The sequence below is a fragment of the uncultured Parabacteroides sp. genome, from assembly GCF_947855115.1.
In the GTDB taxonomy this organism is placed as follows: domain Bacteria; phylum Bacteroidota; class Bacteroidia; order Bacteroidales; family Tannerellaceae; genus Parabacteroides.
The window spans coordinates 294,787-315,462 of sequence record NZ_CANTZW010000001.1 but is presented as its reverse complement, the minus strand read 5'-3'; the positions used below and the strand labels follow the sequence as shown (position 1 = coordinate 315,462).

General features: G+C 42.9%; 17 protein-coding genes. 14 read left to right on the top strand and 3 right to left on the bottom strand.

Annotated features, from left to right (window positions below):
* Nucleotides 1-32: 32 nt before the first annotated feature.
* Together Q0110_RS01255 and Q0110_RS01250 are read right to left on the bottom strand one after the other, a co-directional pair.
* A complete protein-coding gene (locus tag Q0110_RS01255; protein ID WP_297901365.1) occupies nucleotides 33-692 on the bottom strand; it encodes a MotA/TolQ/ExbB proton channel family protein in 660 nt (219 codons plus the stop codon).
* Between the two features lie 97 nt (nucleotides 693-789).
* Nucleotides 790-1,506 carry a pyridoxine 5'-phosphate synthase gene (locus Q0110_RS01250; RefSeq protein WP_297901121.1) on the bottom strand — a complete coding sequence of 239 codons (717 nt, stop codon included), beginning with the start codon at nucleotides 1,504-1,506 and terminating at the stop codon, nucleotides 790-792.
* Between the two features lie 83 nt (nucleotides 1,507-1,589).
* Between Q0110_RS01250 and Q0110_RS01245 the strand changes: the two genes are divergently transcribed.
* The 11 genes from Q0110_RS01245 to Q0110_RS01195 all read left to right on the top strand — a co-directional run bounded on the left by Q0110_RS01245 (nucleotide 1,590) and on the right by Q0110_RS01195 (nucleotide 14,640).
* Nucleotides 1,590-2,249, top strand: a complete 660-nt coding sequence (locus Q0110_RS01245) for a CBS domain-containing protein (protein WP_297901119.1) — start codon at nucleotides 1,590-1,592, stop codon at nucleotides 2,247-2,249.
* Nucleotides 2,250-2,264: 15 nt separating this feature from the next.
* Complete coding sequence (locus Q0110_RS01240) at nucleotides 2,265-3,140, top strand: NAD kinase (RefSeq protein WP_297901117.1); 876 nt, start codon at nucleotides 2,265-2,267, stop codon at nucleotides 3,138-3,140.
* Between the two features lie 361 nt (nucleotides 3,141-3,501).
* Nucleotides 3,502-4,464, top strand: a complete 963-nt coding sequence (locus Q0110_RS01235; protein WP_297901115.1) for a glycosyltransferase — start codon at nucleotides 3,502-3,504, stop codon at nucleotides 4,462-4,464.
* A gap of 19 nt (nucleotides 4,465-4,483) precedes the next feature.
* Entirely contained in the window at nucleotides 4,484-5,173 is a 690-nt protein-coding gene (locus Q0110_RS01230; RefSeq protein ID WP_297901112.1) for a hypothetical protein, read from the top strand.
* Between the two features lie 531 nt (nucleotides 5,174-5,704).
* On the top strand, nucleotides 5,705-7,261 hold the full coding sequence (locus Q0110_RS01225) for an ATP-binding protein (protein ID WP_366139627.1): 1,557 nt from the start codon (nucleotides 5,705-5,707) through the stop codon (nucleotides 7,259-7,261).
* 300 nt (nucleotides 7,262-7,561) lie between these two features.
* Nucleotides 7,562-8,101: an FHA domain-containing protein gene (locus tag Q0110_RS01220; protein ID WP_297901106.1), complete on the top strand. Its 540-nt coding sequence runs from the start codon at nucleotides 7,562-7,564 to the stop codon at nucleotides 8,099-8,101.
* 337 nt (nucleotides 8,102-8,438) lie between these two features.
* Nucleotides 8,439-9,638, top strand: coding sequence for an MFS transporter (locus Q0110_RS01215; RefSeq protein WP_297901103.1), 1,200 nt, complete (start codon nucleotides 8,439-8,441; stop codon nucleotides 9,636-9,638).
* Nucleotides 9,639-9,699: 61 nt separating this feature from the next.
* Nucleotides 9,700-11,133 carry a TolC family protein gene (locus Q0110_RS01210; protein WP_297901100.1) on the top strand — a complete coding sequence of 478 codons (1,434 nt, stop codon included), beginning with the start codon at nucleotides 9,700-9,702 and terminating at the stop codon, nucleotides 11,131-11,133.
* A gap of 27 nt (nucleotides 11,134-11,160) precedes the next feature.
* Nucleotides 11,161-12,147, top strand: a complete 987-nt coding sequence (locus tag Q0110_RS01205; protein WP_297901097.1) for an HlyD family efflux transporter periplasmic adaptor subunit — start codon at nucleotides 11,161-11,163, stop codon at nucleotides 12,145-12,147.
* Nucleotides 12,148-12,272: 125 nt separating this feature from the next.
* The gene (locus tag Q0110_RS01200; RefSeq protein WP_297901094.1) at nucleotides 12,273-13,448 is read left to right on the top strand and encodes an ABC transporter permease; all 1,176 of its coding nucleotides are present in this window, start codon (nucleotides 12,273-12,275) and stop codon (nucleotides 13,446-13,448) included.
* Nucleotides 13,432-14,640 carry an ABC transporter permease gene (locus Q0110_RS01195; protein WP_297901091.1) on the top strand — a complete coding sequence of 403 codons (1,209 nt, stop codon included), beginning with the start codon at nucleotides 13,432-13,434 and terminating at the stop codon, nucleotides 14,638-14,640. Before Q0110_RS01200 ends, Q0110_RS01195 begins: the two co-directional genes overlap by 17 nt.
* Here the strand turns inward: Q0110_RS01195 and Q0110_RS01190 are convergent.
* Nucleotides 14,632-15,357, bottom strand: coding sequence for an MBL fold metallo-hydrolase (locus tag Q0110_RS01190; RefSeq protein WP_297901088.1), 726 nt, complete (start codon nucleotides 15,355-15,357; stop codon nucleotides 14,632-14,634). The genes Q0110_RS01195 and Q0110_RS01190 overlap by 9 nt on opposite strands.
* Nucleotides 15,358-15,529: 172 nt before the next feature.
* Here Q0110_RS01190 and Q0110_RS01185 point away from each other — a divergent pair, with 172 nt between their 5' ends.
* The 3 genes from Q0110_RS01185 to Q0110_RS01175 all read left to right on the top strand — a co-directional run bounded on the left by Q0110_RS01185 (nucleotide 15,530) and on the right by Q0110_RS01175 (nucleotide 20,660).
* The gene (locus tag Q0110_RS01185) at nucleotides 15,530-16,078 is read left to right on the top strand and encodes an RNA polymerase sigma-70 factor (RefSeq protein WP_297901085.1); all 549 of its coding nucleotides are present in this window, start codon (nucleotides 15,530-15,532) and stop codon (nucleotides 16,076-16,078) included.
* 107 nt (nucleotides 16,079-16,185) lie between these two features.
* The gene (locus Q0110_RS01180; protein WP_297901082.1) at nucleotides 16,186-17,124 is read left to right on the top strand and encodes a FecR domain-containing protein; all 939 of its coding nucleotides are present in this window, start codon (nucleotides 16,186-16,188) and stop codon (nucleotides 17,122-17,124) included.
* Between the two features lie 281 nt (nucleotides 17,125-17,405).
* Entirely contained in the window at nucleotides 17,406-20,660 is a 3,255-nt protein-coding gene (locus Q0110_RS01175; RefSeq protein ID WP_366139626.1) for a TonB-dependent receptor, read from the top strand.
* The last annotated feature ends 16 nt before the right edge of the window (nucleotides 20,661-20,676 follow it).

The following is a 20,676-nucleotide window of genomic DNA, read 5'->3' as shown; positions in this document are numbered from 1 at the left end:
CTCATTTTCAATTTTTAATTCTCTATTTTCAATTAATTAGCCGGTTCATTTAATAAATCCATAAATTCCATCGTGCGGGCTTCCATCTTGTTTACCACGTTATCTACCTGAGAAACCAGATAGTTGTATGCGAACAATGTAATGATACCAACTACCAAGCCGCCCACGGTTGTTACCAAGGCCTCGTAGATACCACCGGATAATAGGGATACATCGACGTTTGTGCCTGCGTTCGCCATATCGAAGAAGGCACGTACCATACCGGTTACCGTTCCGAGGAAACCAAGCATAGGAGCGCCGGCGGCTGTTGTCGCGATCAAAGGGAACCCTTTTTCCAATTTAGCGATCTCCAAGTTCCCGACATTTTCGATAGCTACAAGTACGTCGTTCATCGGACGGCCTAAGCGGGTAATACCTTTTTCGATCATACGGGCAGAAGGCGTGTTGGTATTGCGGCACAGATTAAGGGCCGAATCCACTTTTCCCTCATGGATATAATCCTTGATACGGTTCATGAACGTCTCGTCTTCTTTTCCCGCACGGTGGATGACGATCAAACGTTGAACGAAAATATAGATAGCCATCAAGGAAAGCAGTAATAATACCACCATAATCCAACCTCCCTTAAAGGCAAGGTCTATCACGTTAATTTCCGCTTCTGTGGGAACGGTAACTGCCGTTAAGTCCGGCATTTGATCTGCCGTCTGAGAACCCACGGCCTGTAGTGAAAGTAAAATACTCATCGTTTTGAATTATAGTTTATGATTTTCAATTCTCAATTCTTTATTCTCAATTATTCAAGCATGCCTTGTATAAAGCGATTGTCTCTTGTAAGCCATGATAAAGCGCGTCGCAAATCAAAGCGTGTCCGATAGAAACTTCCTCCAGCCAAGGGATATTCTTGTTGAAGAAAGCGAGGTTCTCTAAATTCAAGTCGTGCCCGGCATTCACGCCTAACCCTAAGTTTTTCGCTAATTGCGCGGCTTCAATAAAAGGGGCGATCGCCTTATCGCGATCTTCCGGATAATAGGTCGCGTAAGGTTCCGTGTATAACTCGATACGGTCTGTACCTGTTTTTGCCGCGAGCTCGATATTCGCCAAGTCTGTCCCTACGAAAATAGATGTACGGATTCCTTGCGAGGTAAAGGTATCCACCAGATCGCTTAGGAAATCAAAATTATCTTTTATGTTCCAGCCAGCGTTCGACGTGATAGCGTCTGGCGCATCCGGAACTAATGTGACTTGGGTTGGTTTTACCTTCAATACCAAGTCGATGAATTTATCGCAAGGATAACCTTCTATGTTAAATTCTGTCCGGATAAGAGGTTTTAGTTCATAAACATCGTTGTAACGGATGTGTCGTTCGTCCGGACGGGGATGGACCGTAATCCCTTGTGCCCCGAATAATTCACAGTCTTGTGCTACTTTTAGTACGTTTGGCATATTGCCACCTCTCGCGTTGCGAATGGTAGCGACCTTGTTAATGTTTACACTTAAATTTGTCATTGTATATCGTATATCTTTTTTCTTTCATTACTTTTGCACAAAGTATCGGCAAATTTAGCAGGATTTAGGGAATTAACAGAATAATGTTGGTGAAAGATTTCATAACAAAGGAAATTCCGGTGTTAAAAAGTTTTGACACAGCGGAATATGCGTTAGCGTTGATGGAGGACTTTAAACTCAAGCATCTTCCGTTATTGAGTGATAGCGCATACCAGTGTTTAGTGTCGGAGAAAGACCTGTTGGCGATGCCGGATCCTTCGGCCACAATCGGCGAGCCGTTTTTATTCGCTCCGGTGATTTCTGAAAACGGGCATTTGCACGAGGCGTTGGCAATGATAACCCGGTATGGGTTGAGCCTATTGCCTGTGGTTTCTGTTGACGGAACCTATTTGGGGGCGATTACCCGAGACCGTTTGGTCGATGTCTTGTCCGAGTTATGCAATGCGGAGGCCGCTGGGAGCGTGATCATATTGGAGATGATGCCGCAAGATTATTCCCTGACGGATATCGCCCGTTTGGTGGAGGCGAATAATGCCCATGTCCTTAATTTACTTTCCCATCAAGATAAGGATACGGGTCGTTTGCTGATAACCCTGAAGATAGACCTGGAAGACGCCTCTCCCGTGATCCGTAGTTTCGAGCGCTTTAATTATACGGTACTTTACCATTTTATGGAGAAGGGGATGGTAGATGATATGTTGCGGCAGCGGATGGATGAGTTATTGCATTATATGAATATGTAAAGTAAGGAGCGTAGAATGAAAGTTGGAATATTTGGAAGTGAATACCAGGTTGAGAGACAGAATCTGATAAAACGCTTGTTCGAGAAGCTTCGGGAGCAAGAGGCCGATATCTATGTAGACAGTCCTTTTTATACGTTCCTTACCGATGCTTTTGGCTTTGAGCCTGTGGTAAGCGGGTTGCTGGAAGGCGACGGGTTTGATCTGGATATAGCGCTTAGCGTGGGAGGAGATGGCACGTTCCTTCGCACGGCGGCCCGGGTAAATAAGCAGGATATCCCTATTTTAGGTATCAATACGGGACGGTTGGGTTTCCTTGCGGATGTCGGCAGTAATGAGATTGAGGATACTTTGGATGAGATTTTTAAGAATTACTATCGGGTAGAGGAGCGTACCCTTTTGCGCTTGTATACGGAAGACCGTGCGTTTAGAGGATATAATTACGCATTGAACGAGATCGCCGTGCTTAAGCGTGACAGTTCGTCGATGATCACGATTCATACATTCTTAAACGAGGAATATCTGACTTCTTATCAAGCGGATGGTTTGGTAGTGGCTACGCCTACCGGTTCCACGGCCTATTCGATGAGCGTGAACGGGCCGATTATCGTCCCGCGAAGTAATAATATCGTTTTGAGCCCGGTCGCCCCGCACTCCTTGAACGTGCGTCCGCTGGTTATTCCGGATTCGGATATAATAACTCTTCGGGTAGAGAGCCGGAATAAGTATTTTCTGATATCCTTGGATGGACGTTCTGAGATATTTCCGGCAGGTATCGGATTAAAGATAAGCAAGGCCGATTATACGACGAAAGTCATCAAACGCTATAATCATACTTTTTACCAGACGCTTCGGGAAAAATTGATGTGGGGGGCAGATGTGCGAATGAAATAATATTGCGCGTGTCCGGTCTTTGTCCAAATATTCGCGGATAGTGATATGCTTTATAAGTTGTTGATAACTAAATTCTTTCGTGTGAATGAGATAAATGAGTCTTATGCCTTTTGTCCAGTTATTCTATTATGGATTGAAAAAAGGGAGGTATTTGATGTCCAGTCGCTATTTTTGAGGAACGCATGAGATTCGACTTTATGTCCAATCTTTGCCTGATAGCGAATTTTTATTTAAATAATTGTTTATTAGTTTGTTGCTGTAGGGGTAAGAGGAGGTTTCATGTCCTCGATTTGTCCAGTACCCTTTTTTGACCCGCATTTTTTAACTCTTTACTTTTGTTGGCAGATATAAATCTAGCTTAATGGAAGTATTTTCAATTATTATTCCTGTCTATAATCGTCCGCAGGAGATAGAGGATTTATTAAACAGCCTCACTCGGCAGACATATGTCCATTTTGAGGTTATCGTGGTAGATGACGGTTCTTCTATACCTTGCGAGCCGATAGTCAATGCCTATAATGACCGGTTGAGGATTCGCTATTTTTACATAAAGAATTCAGGTCCGGGCTTGGCCCGTAATCAAGGGGTACGTTATGCGGAAGGGAAGACCGTGATTATCTTGGATTCGGATTGTATCGTTCCGGCCTGCTACCTGGAACAGGTACATGAGTCCTTGACGCGTTATAAAGTGGATGCCTTTGGTGGGGCTGACAGGGCGCACGCCTCTTTTTCTGCCGTGCAGAAAGCGATCAGCTACTCGATGACCTCATTCTTTACCACGGGAGGGATCCGGGGAGGCCGGAGGCGCCTGGATACTTTTTATCCCCGGAGCTTTAATATGGGAATGCGGAAAGAGGTTTATGAAGCCTTGGGAGGTTTTTCGGATATGCGCTATGGGGAGGACATCGATTTTAGTATCCGGATTTTTGCCGCAGGTTATAAATGCCGTTATTTCCCCGGCGCTTGGGTCTATCATAAGCGTAGGACGAGTTTCATGCAGTTCTTCAGGCAAGTACGGCATTCGGGATACGCTAGGATTATCTTGTACCGGAAATATCCGGAATCCTTGAGGTGGGTACATTGTTTGCCTGCCTTATTCGTGATAGGCCTGCTTGGGATATGTGTCTCCGCTTTTTTCGTTTCGACGGTATATGCTTTATTATTATTTTATGTTTCACTGATCTTTTTTGACGCTTTGATGAGAAATAAGAATGGAATCGTAGCGTTATTATCTATCATGGCGGCTTTTGTCCAACTGATCGGATATGGAACAGGCTTTTTAGAGGCGATTGTGAGAGAGGGGATTTTAAGACAGAGGTATTAAGATAATGAATACTATTTATATGAAGCTTACGTTGCGTACATCTACTGCCCTAAGCCCGGTTTTGGGGGAACCGGAGCATTTTTACGTAGATATTTATTATCTGGTCCTTCTGGTTATTGTTGCTTTTACCCTGCTTTTATTCTCTTTTCTGCGCCATCACCTCTATAAGACAAAAAAGGAGAAAGAACTGAGAGAAATAGCGAGTCTTGTGGATAAAAATGAGATTCTGATACAACGTTACAGCCGTGAGATGTCGCGTATCAAGGAACAATTGGAGGCGAAGGAGAAATGTCTGAAAGAATATCAGCATGCGGCTCAATGGAAAGCGGATCACGACGTGGAATCCCTGATCAAGGAAAAAGAACGTTTGGCGAAGTGTTTGCTGGAGCAGTTGGATACGTTCAAGAGGTTGAAGATTCTTTCTAAATCGAAAACGGCATTGCCGGCTTCGGATTGGGTGAACTTGATCGAGATCGTGAATACTCTTTATGATGATTTTATCAGCCGTTTGCGTGTCGCTTATCCTGATTTGACGGAAGATGCCATCCGTTTTTGTTGTTTGATTAAATTGCGGTTGACCTCGGCAGAACTGATGTCGGTCTTGAACGTGACGAAGGATGCTATCTATAAACGCAAGTTCCGTTTGAAGAAAGAGTTGATGCCGGATGATGATCCTCGCTCCCTGGACGATTTTTTGGGAAGTTATTAGATCTGAGCGGATCGTTTTCTTGTTAATAACTATGTCTTAGAAGGATTTCTTTGTTAAATCGAGTTAAGTATATGATATTTGCAAATAATTAAGCATGTTTCATAACATAAAAGTGCTTATATTTGCACTGTGTTTTTCATGGTATTAGATTTAAGGTTAACGATTGAGATTGGCTGTCCGTGATGGATGGCCTTTTTTTGTATAGAGGCATTATGTGATTGCTTATCAATGATATGCTTTGCCAATTATTTTTTTCATCGTGGCACGGCAGTGCCTCCCTGGTGGCACAGCTGTGCCAATGCTATGGCAAGGTTGTGCCATGCCGATGGTACAGCAGTGCCACGGGGATGTTCTTTCTTAATATACCGAAAACATATATTTCCGTCATAATTTACATTTGGTCTTTTTGGGTCTTTGATTTTTTCAATAACTTTGGGACCCATGTCGGAATCGTAAAAGATCATCTGTTGTATTATAAGTTATTCATAGAAAATATTGCTTAATTGATTAAAAGTTGTGATTTGAATGACGATGGAACAATGTAATAAAATGATAGAGGAGATGGGATTTAATGACATTTTCCAGAAATTGCCGATTGGAATAGAGGTCTATGACAAGGCGGGGCAACTTGTAGATCTGAATAGGGTGGACGAAAACTTGTTTGCCATAAGCCGGAAAGATATCGTAGGGATAAACCTTTTCGAGAATCCTAATTTCCCGGAGGATAAGATCGCTCGTCTTAAACAAGGCGAGATGGTCGTGTTCGATTGTAATTATGACTTTGATAATATACGAACGAACAAGTATTATAACATAAACCCGAAGACGGAAGGTACGAACTTGCGCCTGTCAATTAAATGTGTGCCGCTGAGAGACGAGGCTGAGGAGATTTGCGGATATGTGTTGATGTTTACGGATGAGACGGAAGAATATAAGAAGTCGGAGAAAGTCGAGGAGCTGTTCACGAAACTGAAGACGGTTATGCGTTGCAGCGATTCTTTGCTGTGGGAGTATGACGTTAAGGCCGATAAGATGCACATTGATCTGGATTTACGTGTTTTAGGAAATAAATCTAGGCTGATAGTAAGCAATTTAACAACGAAAAATGACTTTTATGAGATCGTGCATCCGGAAGACCGGGAACGAGTGCTTACGCAAGGTTTCGAAAAGATCATTACGGGTGAGATCGGTGAATATAGCATTCAATACCGGCGTCTTTTCGAGGGGCGATATGTTTGGGTAAGGGCGTATGCATATCCTTATAAATATGACGAGGCCGGAAAGCCTGCGAAAATCCTTTATTACCTGACGGACATAACGGATGAGATCGCCATGCAGGATAAATTGCGTTGGGCGGAACGGGAGCATCAACGGAAAGAGTACGAGCTGGCCAAGGCTAAGGAGGAGAATCGGCTGAAGTCTATGTTCCTGGCGAATATGAGCCATGAGATCCGTACGCCTTTGAACGCTATCGTGGGTTTCGCGAATATTTTGGCAGAGACCAAGGAGATGGAGCAGGAAGAACGAGAGTTTTATGTAGATATCATAGACAAGAATAGTGAGCTGCTTCTGCAATTGATTGAAGATATCCTTGATTTCTCGAAGATTGAGGCGGGAACGTTTGACATCACAAAGAAACATTTTGATTTCAAGGAGATTTGTGAGGAAACGTATGCGGTCCATGCCTTGAAGATTCCGGAGAATGTCCGGTTTGTCTTCGACCGGGAATTACGGCACGTGACTATCTACTCGGACCCGAAACGGGTGGTGCAGGTTATCTCTAATTTTTTGACGAACGCGATTAAGTTTACCTCGGAAGGAGAGATCAAGCTAGATTATGAGGTTCTGGAGAATGAATTGAGGGTCTCGGTCTCAGATACGGGAATGGGGATTTCGGAGGAAGATTGCAGGACTATATTTGATCGCTTCGTTAAATTGAACGCTTGTAGGCAAGGAACCGGGTTGGGCTTGGCGATTTGCAAGAATATCGTGGAGAAGCTGGGAGGGCGAATCGGAGTGGAATCTACATTGGGGAAGGGATCTACCTTTTGGTTCACTTTGCCTTTGATGGAGATTCAGGAGGATTAATTTAAGCTCTGAGAGCGCATATGCTGCTTTACGAATATGTTTTAAAGCATGATTTTGTTAAATCTGGTTAAGGAAATGAGATTTGCAAATATAATGTTATGCTACATAACATAAAATCCCTATATTTGCACTGTGTTTTTCATGGTATTAGATTTAAGGTTAACAATTAAGATTGGCTGTCCGTGAGGATAGCCTTTTTTTGTTTCAAAAAATCAGAACTATGGGATTTTGGGAGTGTAGCTGAAGGTTTTTTCGTAAATTCGCGCTCCATTTGTAATACTAGATACTGTATTTAAGTGTATGAAAAGAGTATTCTGTCCAAAATGTGATAATCAGTTGTCTTTTGATGAGACCAAATACCCGGAAGGGAAAGTGTTGGCTTTCGTTTGTCCGCAATGTGGGGCTCAGTTTAAGATTAAGTTAGGCCGAAAGGTGGTGAAAACGGCTACCGGCGAGGAGAAAGAGGTAAAGGAGCCGGATTTCTCGTGCGGCTATATCACTGTCATCGAGAATGGCTTTGCCTTTAAGCAAGATCTCCCGTTAGTGATGGGCGATAATGTGATCGGTCGCCGTAATAAGGATACGGAAGGAGTGGATGTCCCTATTATCACGAGCGATCCTAGCATGGGACGTAAGCATTGCGTGATCCATGTAAGGAAAGACGCTAATGACAGGTTTGTCTATACGATACGTGATTTTCCCAGCTTGACCGGTACTTTCGTGAAAAATATCTTGGTCGGTAAAAAGGAGCAGGTGCGTATCGGGGAAGGTGCGATCGTAACGATCGGCGCTACTACCTTTATCTTGCATTCTGCGAATGAGGGGGAAGAGGAGGAATAGATATAAAAAACTTCAGAGGCTGTTCCCGTTTATGATCTCGATCTTTAACTTCGGGTCGGAATGATGGCAGATAAGGGATTTTGGCGTTTGTTTTTGGGAGTGAGTTAAGATATATCTCATTCCGGGATACAGCTCTGAAGTATCACTGAGAAAACAAGCCTAATAGATATTAGGATTAAGCTGATTAACATAAAGAAATAAAAAGAACTAAAAGAATCGTTGTCTCAATTAGGGCTAAAATACGGCCTTAAGGTTTGTTTTTCTAAGAATTAGCTAACTTTTTGCGTGCTTTTTGAAATGTTAATGAGCACGAGGTAAAATAAAAATATAGACGGTTATGGAGCGGGTTTCAAAACAACAGCCGGTAAATAAGACGGCTTTCCGGATATTGGTGGCATTAAGTATTGCGCATTGTTTGAATGATTCGCTGCAATCCGTAATCTCGGCGGTTTATCCGCTATTCAAAGATGATTTGGCCTTGAGTTTTACCCAGATCGGGTTGATCACGTTTGTTTATCAATTGTCTGCTTCTGTTTTCCAGCCTATAACCGGTTTGGTTTTTGATAAGCGTCCCGTGGCTTGGTCGTTGCCTATCGGCATGAGTTTTACGCTGGTCGGTTTGCTGAATCTCGCATTCTCGTCTACGCTCCATTGGGTTTTGTTCTCCGTGTTCTTGATCGGTATCGGATCTTCGGTTTTACATCCGGAAGCCTCCCGGATTACCTCGTTAGCGTCGGGTGGGCGTAGGGGATTGGCGCAATCGCTTTTCCAGGTAGGAGGTAATTTGGGTGGATCGCTAGGGCCGCTCTTGGTCGCGTTGTTGGTGGCCCCTTATGGGCGTACTCATATCGCCTTGTTTTCCATACTGGCGTTCATCGCTATTTTGGTGATGATTCCTGTCTGTCGTTGGTATAAGGCATATTTGAGCCAGGTGAGATGGCAAAAGATGTCGGGTAAGGCACATGTGGAGATGCCCCTGTCGTTGGGTAAGACTATTTTCTCGATCTCGATATTGTTGGTCTTGATTTTCTCCAAGTATATTTATATGGCTAGCTTGAATAGCTACTATACCTTTTACTTGATTCATAAATTCGGGGTGAGTGTGCAAGCTTCGCAGGTCTGTTTATTCGTTTTCTTGGTCGCTACGGCCATAGGTACATTGGCGGGCGGGCCTATCGGTGATAAGATAGGACGGAAATATGTGATTTGGGGGTCGATTCTAGGAACGGCTCCATTCAGTTTGTTGATGCCGCATGTAGGGCTCGCTTGGACAATTGTGCTTAGCTTTTGCGTGGGACTGGTCTTGTCGTCGGCTTTTCCGGCTATTTTGCTGTATGCGCAGGAACTTCTCCCATATAAACTGGGCCTGATCTCGGGACTTTTCTTTGGATTCGCTTTTGGCGTGGCAGGCATAGCTTCAGCCGTATTGGGAAATATGGCAGATCGTTATGGGATAGAGGCTGTCTACAACGTTTGCGGTTTCATGCCTCTTTTAGGGCTGGTTACTTGGTTCCTTCCCAACTTAAAGAGGAAGTAAAAACAATCCTCCCTTTTTCGCTGTTATTACTCCAACTGAACGTCAATTACTAAATGAGTTTATGGTGAGTAATATAGTATCTTGCAGTATTCTTTTACTGTCTTTTCTCCCATGTGTTTCTTGGAGCCAAGGAAATGATGTGGATTTAAGCCTTGAACAATCTCTCGACCTGCTTCATAAGGAAAATAAAAACTTGAAAATAGCCGGGAAAGAAGTGGAATGGGCTCGGAATGAGCATCAAAAGTTAAATGCTTTTTGGTATCCGTCGGTAAATGCCGCGGGCGCTTTCGTGCATATGTCGAATCCGATAGAGGTACGGCAATCCCTGGGTAAATATACAGAGCCGGTGAAAGAGTTTGTCCATGATTATATTCCGGACAACGAGTTGATCATGTCGGTGCTGGATAAGGTCGGGCAAGGAACTTTCTCGCTTCCGCTAATCGCCCGGAACATCACTTCGATAGACGCTACGGTGACATGGCCTGTTTTTACGGGCGGGAAACGTATCTACGCAAATAAGATCGGACAGACGATGGTCTCTATTGCGGAGGTAAACAAGAGCCAAGTGGATGCCAACCAACAATCCTTATTGGTCGAGGCTTATTTCGGCCTTCGTTTGGGGCAAAGCGTGGTAGACGTGAAAACGGAAGTGTACAACTCTTTGAAAACCCATTATGACCAAGCGCTTAAACTTGAGCAAAACGGGATGATCAACCGGGCCGAGTGCCTTTTCGCCCAAGTGAGTATGGACGAGGCGAAGCGGGAACTGGAATCGGCCCGAAAGGATTTAACGGTCGCCCAGCAAGCGTTTAAAAGCCTGATTAATATGGAAGAGGAAAGCGATATACGTACCACGACCCCTTTATTTATTAATGAGACGCTTCCTCCGGTCCAATACTTCAAGGAGCTGGTTCCGATAAACAATTATATAGTCAATCAATTGAAATTGCAACAGGTCGTAGCCGATAATCAATTAAAGATCGGCCGGTCCGCTTATATCCCGAATATCGCTTTATTCGGCAAGCAAACTTTGTATGCGGACGGATTGGATAAATATTTACTGCCTCGTACGATGGTGGGAGTTGGTTTTACATGGAATATTTTTGATGGCTTGAACCGGGAGAAAACCATCCGGCAAGCAAAGATCACCAGCCAGTCTCTTCGTTTGGGTAAGGAAAAGGTGATTACGGATCTGGAAGTTGGTATCGATAAATTCTACAGTCAGCTACAAAATGCCTTGGATAATGTAAAAGCCTTGAATACGACTGTCGAGATGAGCCGGGAATTGGTCCGGGTCCGGAAAAAATCTTTCCAAGAAGGAATGGCTACATCTACGGAGGTTGTCGATGCCGAGGTTATGCTGGCGAAGGTGAAGACCGCTTTTCTTTTGGCTTATTATCAATATGATGTGGCCTTGATTAATTTGCTTTCTATTTGCGGGATGCCGGAGCAATTCCATCAATACAAGGCAGAGGGGAAGACAGAGGAGTTTTAGGAATTGAAAATTGAGAATTTAGGGATTATGGATAGTACTAAGAGATATTTAAGCGTGGCCTTTGTTGTGGTTTTGGCGATTGTTATAGTTGTCTCGTTGATCGGGATGATCTTATTGAAGAAAAAGCCGGTGATCTTGCAAGGACAGATCGAGGCCACGGAAATACGTATCTCCGGCAAGTTGCCGGGACGTATCGATACCTTTTTGGTGAAAGAGGGACAGAATGTGCGTCAAGGCGATACCTTGGTGGTTATCAACAGCCCGGAAGCGTTGGCTAAATATCAGCAGGTAAACGCCATGGAGAATATCGCGAAGTATCAACACCAGAAAGTGGATGAGGGTACACGGGAGCAAATCATCGCTTCCATGCGGCAGTTGTGGAATAAATCCAAATCGGATTTGCAATTGGCAAAGATTACCTACGACCGGGTCAATGCCTTGTATAAAGATAGTGTGGTTACCTCACAGCGTAAGGACGAGGTGGAGGCAACGTATAAAGCGGCTGTCGCCGCTGAACGTGCCGCTTATAGCCAATATCAGATGGCGGTAGATGGGGCACGGATACAAGATAAAGAAAGTGCCCGCTCGTTGGTGACGGCGGCGCAAGGGACCGTAGAGGAAGTCGCGGCTCTTTTACAAGACGCTCGGTTGACAGCTCCGGAGTCCGGACAAATCTCCGCTATTTTCCCAAAACGGGGCGAGTTGGTTGGGGCCGGGATACCAATCATGAATTTAGTCGTACTGGATGACGTACATGTGGTATTGAACGTACGTGAGGATCGTTTGCCTTTATTTAAGATGGGAGGAACGTTTGTCGCTGATGTACCGGCGATCGATAAGAAGGATATCGAGTTTAAGATCAATTATATCAGCCCATTGGGTAGTTTCGCTACCTGGAAATCTACCAAGCAGACCGGTAGCTATGACTTGCGGACTTTCGAGATACATGCCTTGCCGGTGATGAAAGTGGATGGATTACGTCCCGGTATGTCCGTCCTCTATCAACTCCCCTGATACTATCCGGTTGTAGAGACGGGGCGTGCCCCGTCTCCCACCGTCTGACAGTAATTTTAAATACTATTTTGAGGGGATGAGACGGGGCACGCCCCGTCTCTACAACTAAATAATTTATTGTTGCTATGCTAAAGAAAAGTCCTTTCTATATTGTTTTACGCCGGGAACTGGATCGCATGGTTTCCCGGAGGTTGTACTTCGGGGTGTGCATCGTGTTGCCTCTGTTCTGTATATTCTTTATGTCTACGATTTTCGGAAGCGGGCAGATGGAGAATATACCGATAGCGATAGTAGATCAAGACAATACCTCCATGTCCCGGGAGATCGTCCGGCAGGTAGAGGCGGTACCGACTTTCCGGGTAACCCGGCACTATACGAACCAAGAGACCGCCCGCCGTGCCACCCAAGCGAAAGAGATCTACGGCTATTTAGTGATCCCCAACCGGTTTGAGGCTGATGCTACGGCGGGGCGTGCCGCTACATTATCGTATTATTACCACTATGCCTTGTTGAGTGTGGGGGGTGAGGTACGTGGGGCCTTCGAGACCCTGCTACGTACACTTTCCCTTGGCCCGGTCGTTGTACAAGCCACGGCGATGGGAGTGGGCGAGAATCAGATAACCACCTTCCTATTGCCGGTACGATCCAGTAGTCACCCGCTGTTCAATCCGGATCTGGATTATTCCGTTTATCTGAGTAATCCGTTTTTCTTTGTCTTTTTCCAAGTTATCATTTTACTGGTTACGGTGTACGCTATCGGTAGCGAGATCAAGTTCCGGACAGGCGATAAATGGCTGGAGGCGGCCCGGATGAATATGTTCGTGGCGGTAGTAGGAAAGTTGCTCCCTTATACGATTATCTTTTGTATCATGAGCGTCTTCGCTAACTATATCATGTTCGGGATTATGCATATCCCTTTCGCTTGCGGTTTCTGGCCGTTAAACTTGACGGCGATCTTGTTTGTGGTCGCTACGCAAGCGTTGGCGGTATTCCTGTTCTCATTGTTTCCAGCTATAGCGATCGCTATTAGTGGGGTGTCGATGGTTGGTTCGCTGGGGGCTACTTTATGCGGCGTTACTTTTCCGGTCGATTCCATGTACGCTCCCGTACACTACGCCTCATATCTGTTTCCTGTACGGCATTTCGTGGAGATCAACCAGAATCTATTGTACGGTGACTACGGATTCCCTTATACATGGATGAACGTAAGTTCATTGTTTGCGTTTATATTATTGGCATTGGCACTGTTGCCACATTTGAAAACCGCTATTTTAAGTCATAAGTATGAGAACATCCGATAAAATAAAAGGGACCTTGGTAGATATCGCTTCCTTGATCAAAGACGAGTTTAAGACGATCACCACGAGCTATGCTATCCTGCTGGTCTTGGTAGGAGGTATATTCCTCTATGGCCTACTATATAATTATATGTATGCCCCGGATCTGGTATATAACGCCCCGGTAGTAGTCGTTGATGACTCAAAGACCGATTTGAGCCGGGAGTACATCCGTTTACTGGATGCCACTCCGCAAGTCTCTGTAATCACCGATGGCTTGGATTACGCCGAAGCGCAGGAATGGATGAAGGAAGGAGAAGCCGTCGGGATCCTATATCTTCCCTACGATTTCGAGACTCGGGTGGCACGGGGAGATGAATCCCTGTTTATTATGTATCAGACGACGAGTGCTTTCCTTTATTATATGGCGATGCAGGAGGCCTCCAGCGGTGCTATGTTAGCGTTGAACGATCGGTATCGTCCGGAGATGTTGGTATTTTTGCCCCAGCAAGACGCAGCCAAGATCGCTTCGGCGCGACCTATATCTGTGGTTGGGACGGCGTTGTATAATTTTACGGAAGGATATGGTACCTATTTGATCCCGGCGGTATTAATCGTCATTATATTTCAGACGTTGTTGATGGTGATCGGGATGATAAGCGGGGAAGAACGGGATTCGGGTACTATCGTCCGTTTTGCCTCCAAGGGATTATCCTTTGGCCGGATCGCCAGGGTGATAATCAGCAAGACCTTTGTGTATTGCGTATTATATACGATTTTCGCTTTGTTCTTGTTGGGATTGATTCCGCTATTATTTGGCCTGCCGGATATAGGTAATTATCTGAACACTTTGATCCTGCTGATACCATTCCTGTTGGCTACCAGTTTCTTTGGCCTGTCGGCCTCTTATTTCTTTACAGACTCGGAGGCTCCGTTATTGATGATCGCTTTCTTCTCGGTAGGCCTGATCTTCCTTTCCGGTGTCTCTTATCCCTTGGAATTGATGCCTTGGTATTGGCAAATAGCCCATTATATCATTCCGGCAGCCCCTGTCACGTTAGCCTATGTACAGCTTAATTCGATGGGAGCGTCGATTGAGCAAGTCGGTGTGGAATACGTGACATTGTGGGTACAATGTATTGTATATTTCCTCCTGGCTTGCTGGGTATATCGGAGAAATATCTTGCGGACGAACCGTACCTTGTCGTTATTGTAACTCCCGTATCCTGACATCGATGCCGCTACCTTTCAAGGCGTCTTTCAATTCGCCGATCTTCGTGTCCCCGTAATGGTAAGGGTATAGGATTTTGGGCGAGAACATCTTGGCCGCTTTTGCCGCTTGCGGGACGGTCATGGTATAAGGCTGGTTGACGGGAAGGAAAGCGATGTCGATGTCTTTTAGGTTTTTCATCTCCGGAATATCTTCCGTATCACCTGCTATATAAACCCTTAATCCGTCGAATGTGAGGATATAACCGTTATCCCGATGCCGGGGATGATACTTATCCCGCCCGGGTGTGGTGTTATAGGCGGGAACGGCTTCTATCTTCATATAGCTGATGGAGGTATCCGTATCACCGTTTTTCATGACCTTTCCTTTTTCCAGTTTCTTTTGGCTATTCTCGTTGGCGATGATATCCGTACCGTTTTTCTCGACAGCCTGTATCGCTTTCGGATCCAGATGATCTCCATGCTCGTGCGTGATCAAGATGATATCGGCTTTCGGGAAAGTCGTATAGTCGGCATATTCGGAGACAGGATCTACCTGTATCGAGTGATTATCATACGTAAGCATCAAGCTACCATGCTTAATGAACGTGATGGTCAGTTCTTTTCCACTCTTGGTCTTAAAAGAATCCGAGGCGAAATCACTAGCGGAAACTAAGCTCGCCATAAATAAACTACACATAAGCATAAATGATTTTAGTCTCATAATCTTGTATTTTTATGTTTTACAAATATAATTGTGATTTTTATTAGGATAATGTGAAATCTTATGTTTTTTATGTATGTTTGTAAGAAAAATCAGTCATATTAGTATATTTACATGATAGTAATTGGATATTGAAAGAGTAGCGAATAGGCGGCTGTAGAAGTGAAAGGAGATGGAGAATCTAAGTTTTGCAAAGACATATACATTATATTATAAACGAGCGTTTTTGTTTGTAAAATCATATGTGCGTGATGATATGATCGCTGAGGATATAACGTCTGAGGCACTAATTCATCTATGGGAAACTTCGAAGAATGAGGATATAGAACATCCATTGGCCCTGTTAACTGCTATATTGAGAAATAAGTCATTAAATTATTTGACTCGTGAGCGGATTAAATTGGAGTCGATAGAATCTATTTCTTCAAGACAATCACGGGATATGGATTATCGGATTGCTAGTTTGCGAGCGTGCGATCCGGAAGAACTATTTTCCTCGGAGATTGTCAACATTATACAAAGAACATTAAACTCTTTGCCGGAGCAGACACGTCAGATTTTTGAGATGAGCCGCTATGATCAAATGTCGGTCAAGGAAATCGCAGAAAGTATGAATATTAGTACGAAAGGTGTAGAGTACCATATAACCAAATCCTTGAGAGTATTACGCTATGCATTAAAAGATTATTTACCTATCTTCCAATTATTGTTTCTTAATTAGACTACAGAAAGATATTCAAAAAGTATTTTATAAAATAATCGTGTTTTTGTTCTAGGGGTTTTCGTAGATGGATTGTCTATATAGTGAAAAGACAAATTAGATAGACAATGAATTTGGATTTATTACGAAAATATATAGAAGGAAATGTGACCGATGAGGAAGCTGGACAAGTTGTAGACTGGTTGGATGCGGATGAAGAGCATATTAATGAATTTATGGCTTTACATAAAGTATTTAATATATCTGTGTTGAACCAAGTTCCCATACAAAAGAAGGAAAAGTTTCCAAAAAATATTTCTCTTCGCCGTATAATTAAAGAGGTAATAAAGATTGCGGCGGTTATATTATTGGTTTTAGGTGGCAAATCAATTTTGGAAAATCGAAGCGGCGAAGTAGAAATACCTTTGTATCAAACTTTATATGTTCCGGCTGGACAACGTGCTGAGTTAATACTCCCTGATAGTACAAAGGTGTGGTTAAATGCTCAGTCTCGTTTAGTTTATCCTGTTACTTTTTTGAAAGAAAACCGTTCGGTTGAGTTGGAAGGAGAAGGGTACTTTGAGGTGAAAAGAAATGAGGCTGTTCCTTTCATAGTGAAAACTCCAACAGCTAGTGTGAAAGTTCTAGGTACGGAATTTAATGTTTCAGATTATCCAAATGATATAGATTTTAATGTTGCGTTATTAAAAGGTAGTGTTGAACTGTGGACTCCCCAGTTTTCGAAGGCTTATCGAATGAAAGCAGGGGAACAAATAGTATTTAAGGATGGAAAATATACATCGTCAGAGATAACAGATGAGGACTATTTCAAATGGAAGGAGGGGCTACTTTGTTTTTATAACCAACCAATCCCTAAAATAATAGATAAACTCTCTCTTTATTTTGGAGTAAAGATAAATATGAATAAACCAACTTTGAAAAATGAATACTATACTGGAAAGTTTCGAGTAAGCGATGGTATTGAACAGGTGTTGAAGGTATTGCAATTAGAGCATCGGTTTGTTTATGTGAAAGATAATGATTTGAATGAGATAACTATAAAATAGATAGCCTATGAAGTGATATGAAAATATAGAAAATGATAAAACCGGATCATGCTGCCACATGATCCGGTTGTGAGATCAGTCAGTATTCTGACAATTGAGAATTTTAAATCGAATACTAACATTTAAGAATGGACGAAGTTATGAAAAAGAAGTCTATCAGGGTATCAAATGCCTTGATGTTAACCAAATTTAAACACATTTATAGGATTATGAAACTAACTACTCTTTTCGGGGTAGTGTGTGTGTCATCAGCTTTTGCCACCAATGTGAACTCCCAAACAATGAGAGTACGTATTGAAGCGAATCAGGAACAGATAGAAACAGTCCTGAAGCAAATTGAAGCGCAGACAGACTATCTCTTTGTTTATAACAATAAAAAGGTAAATCTAGATAACACTGTTTCCATAACGGCAGAGGATGTCACGGTTGCGGAAGTATTAAATCAATTGTTTTCGGGGACTAGTATCGTTTATGCGATGGAGGGTAATAATATCTTGTTGATGAATCGAGATTCGAAACAGCAGGATAATAAGGGAAAAACGATAACAGGAACCGTTGTGGATGCAACTGGAATACCAGTGATAGGTGCCAATATTAAAGTAAAAGGGACTACAATTGGCACTATCTCAGACATGGATGGTCATTTTGTGTTGGAGGTAGAACCGGGGATGGTATTGGAAATTTCTTATATCGGATATAATACACAAGAGATTAAGGTCGGGCAGAATTCAACTTTACAAATTCGATTGAAAGAGGATGCGCAAGCTATTGATGAAGTTGTAGTAGTGGGATATGGTACACAAAAGAAGAGTGATTTGACTGGTGCCGTTACATCTGTAAAAACAACAGAGTTGCAGCAAACCCCGATGACTTCAATAGATCAAGGTCTGGTAGGACGTGCTTCTGGAGTATTAGTCACACAGACTTCCGGTATGCCGGGTGCTACCGCTTCCATTCGTGTCCGTGGTAGTAGTTCTTTGCAGGGAGGTAATGAGCCGTTGTATGTGATTGATGGTTTTCCTGTTTATAGTGGAAGTGGATTTGGAAATACAGGAGGTAATGTCTCTATGAGTGGATTGGCGATGGTAAATCCTGCTGATATTGAATCTATTGAGATTTTAAAGGATGCGGCTGCAACTGCTATCTATGGTGCCCGTGCAGCAAACGGTGTGGTATTGATCACGACTAAGACAGGAAAGAAAGGTCATGATCAAATTACATTTGAGGCCAGTTTTGGAATTGCGAATGTGGCTAAAAAAATCGACTTGATGAAGGCACAAGATTATGCCAAATTAGTGAATGAAGCTTATGTCAATGATGGTTTGGAGCCTTTCTATGACAAAGAACAATTGGCAGAGATCGCAAAAATCGGTGATGGTACGGATTGGCAAGATGAAACTTTCCGTAGCGGTAGTACACAGAACTATCAAATTAATTTTTCTGGAGGTGATGAGAAAACCCGGTATTCAATATCTGGAAACTATTTGAATCAAAAAGGTATTATTCTTGGTTCCGATTTCAAGCGTTATTCGGCACGTGTGAACTTAGATAGAGAATTATTTAAAAATTTTACGATCGGTACACATTTAAACGGAAGCCATATCATTGCAAATGTAGTACCCACTGATTCTGGAGGTGAGGATGGTGTAATTACTGGAGCCTTGAAGATGAATCCTATCCTACCTGTTTATGAGGATGAGGAGTTGGGAACTTATACGTTATCGAATATTCCGGGTATGTTGGCAAGGAATCCGGTAGCTACTGCGAAGGAGCAGAAATTTCATAATACCTCTACTCATTTTTTGGGTGATATTTTTGCTCAGTGGGAGATTATCCCTGATTTGAAATTAAAGGTCTCTTTGGGAACAGATATTTCATATCGTAAAGCTGACGAATATACCCCCTCTAATATTTATCAAGGACAAGGACAAAACTCGGCTTCAATCTCTGTCAATAAAACTATAAATTGGTTGAATGAGAATACCTTGAGTTGGAATAAAATGTTCAATGATATTCACTCATTGAGTGTTTTGGGTGGTTTTACTATACAAAAAAATAATTATGAATCTGTTTCTGCATCCTCAGCTCAATTTGTGAACGATACTATGTTATATAACAATTTGGGTGCGGGTGCGGTTTATAATGCCCCGGAATCCAGCGCTACACAATGGACGATGATGTCTTATTTGGCGCGTGTTAACTATTCGTTTAAAAGTCGATATTTATTTTCTGTGAATGCTCGTGTGGATGGTTCTTCTCGTTTTGGTGCTAACCATAAATATGGATTTTTTCCTTCTGCTTCAGCGGGGTGGCGTATTTCCGAGGAGAGTTTTATGGAACCAACCAGAGAAATTATCTCTAATCTGAAATTGAGAACTAGTTATGGTTTTACCGGTAATACAGAAATTGGCCTGTATGAGTCTTTAGCTACGTTAGGGTCTTCAAACTATGTGATAGGTAATGGGTTGGTAACCGGATTCTTCCCTAATAGAATTCCTAATCCTGATCTAAAATGGGAACGTACCGGACAGTTTGATGTAGGAGTGGATTTAGGATTGTTTAATAATCGTTTACGTATAACCGCTGATTATTATAACAAGAAAACAACAGATTTGCTGTATGATGTCGCTATCCCAGAGACTTCCGGTTATAGTACTATGTTGAAGAATATCGGAAGTGTCCGTAACTATGGATATGAATTGTCCATTGAAAGTGATAACTTGACTGGTCCGTTCACTTGGACAACTGCATTTAATATTGCATTTAACCGTAATAAGGTCTTGGAATTAGGTGGTGAGAACTATAAGGATTTGGATCCGGGGGATGGAAGTTTGAAGACAGGGGCATTCCGCCGTTTGATCGTAGGTGAGCCTATTGGTGTTTTCTATGGTTATCGTTTTGACGGTATTTTCCAAAATGAGGAGGAATGTAGCAAGCAAACAGCATCTCCTCCACCTATTGGTGTTGGTTTGCGTAGATATAAGGACTTGAATGGCGATGGGAAGGTTGACGCAAACAATGACCGTGAAATATTGGGGGATTCCAATCCGAAGTTCTTTGGTGGTTTGACGAATACTTTTGGCTATAAAGGATTTGAATTAAATGTCTTTTTGCAATATTCTTACGGAAATAAAATATTCAATTACAATGCGATCGAGATGGAAACTCCAACTGGTGGAAATAATGTTTATGCGGACTTAGTGAATCGTTGGACTCCAGAGAATCCAAGCAATGTTTACCAAAAAGCCACGACTAATAGAACAGCTTTGGTTAGTGACCGTTTTGTAGAGGATGGTTCATACTTGAAATTAAAGACGGTTTCTCTATCTTATGGTTTTCCTACAGTGAGCATTAAGCATATTCAAGGAATACGACTCTACGTGACTGGGCAGAACCTGTTGACATGGACGAAATATCGTGGATATGATCCGGAGGTTAGTTTTCGCGGTGCTTCTACGCTTCAAGCAGGAGAGGACTTTGGCGGTTATCCACAATCTCGCTCTTTCTTGTTTGGTATCAAGTTGGATATTAAATAATATTTAGGAAACTTTT

What these genes read in the sequence shown, in the direction of transcription:
- Q0110_RS01195 (WP_297901091.1), top strand. Translation starts at nt 13,432, where the DNA reads ATGAGAACATCCGATAAAATAAAAGGGACCTTGGTAGATATCGCTTCC.
- Q0110_RS01185 (WP_297901085.1), top strand. Translation starts at nt 15,530, where the DNA reads ATGGAGAATCTAAGTTTTGCAAAGACATATACATTATATTATAAACGA.
- Q0110_RS01255 (WP_297901365.1), bottom strand. Translation starts at nt 692, where the DNA reads ATGCCGGACTTAACGGCAGTTACCGTTCCCACAGAAGCGGAAATTAAC.
- Q0110_RS01220 (WP_297901106.1), top strand. Translation starts at nt 7,562, where the DNA reads ATGAAAAGAGTATTCTGTCCAAAATGTGATAATCAGTTGTCTTTTGAT.
- Q0110_RS01190 (WP_297901088.1), bottom strand. Translation starts at nt 15,357, where the DNA reads ATGAGACTAAAATCATTTATGCTTATGTGTAGTTTATTTATGGCGAGC.
- Q0110_RS01225 (WP_366139627.1), top strand. Translation starts at nt 5,705, where the DNA reads ATGGAACAATGTAATAAAATGATAGAGGAGATGGGATTTAATGACATT.
- Q0110_RS01240 (WP_297901117.1), top strand. Translation starts at nt 2,265, where the DNA reads ATGAAAGTTGGAATATTTGGAAGTGAATACCAGGTTGAGAGACAGAAT.
- Q0110_RS01215 (WP_297901103.1), top strand. Translation starts at nt 8,439, where the DNA reads ATGGAGCGGGTTTCAAAACAACAGCCGGTAAATAAGACGGCTTTCCGG.
- Q0110_RS01205 (WP_297901097.1), top strand. Translation starts at nt 11,161, where the DNA reads ATGGATAGTACTAAGAGATATTTAAGCGTGGCCTTTGTTGTGGTTTTG.
- Q0110_RS01245 (WP_297901119.1), top strand. Translation starts at nt 1,590, where the DNA reads ATGTTGGTGAAAGATTTCATAACAAAGGAAATTCCGGTGTTAAAAAGT.
- Q0110_RS01180 (WP_297901082.1), top strand. Translation starts at nt 16,186, where the DNA reads ATGAATTTGGATTTATTACGAAAATATATAGAAGGAAATGTGACCGAT.
- Q0110_RS01200 (WP_297901094.1), top strand. Translation starts at nt 12,273, where the DNA reads ATGCTAAAGAAAAGTCCTTTCTATATTGTTTTACGCCGGGAACTGGAT.
- Q0110_RS01250 (WP_297901121.1), bottom strand. Translation starts at nt 1,506, where the DNA reads ATGACAAATTTAAGTGTAAACATTAACAAGGTCGCTACCATTCGCAAC.
- Q0110_RS01210 (WP_297901100.1), top strand. Translation starts at nt 9,700, where the DNA reads ATGGTGAGTAATATAGTATCTTGCAGTATTCTTTTACTGTCTTTTCTC.
- Q0110_RS01230 (WP_297901112.1), top strand. Translation starts at nt 4,484, where the DNA reads ATGAAGCTTACGTTGCGTACATCTACTGCCCTAAGCCCGGTTTTGGGG.
- Q0110_RS01235 (WP_297901115.1), top strand. Translation starts at nt 3,502, where the DNA reads ATGGAAGTATTTTCAATTATTATTCCTGTCTATAATCGTCCGCAGGAG.
- Q0110_RS01175 (WP_366139626.1), top strand. Translation starts at nt 17,406, where the DNA reads ATGAGAGTACGTATTGAAGCGAATCAGGAACAGATAGAAACAGTCCTG.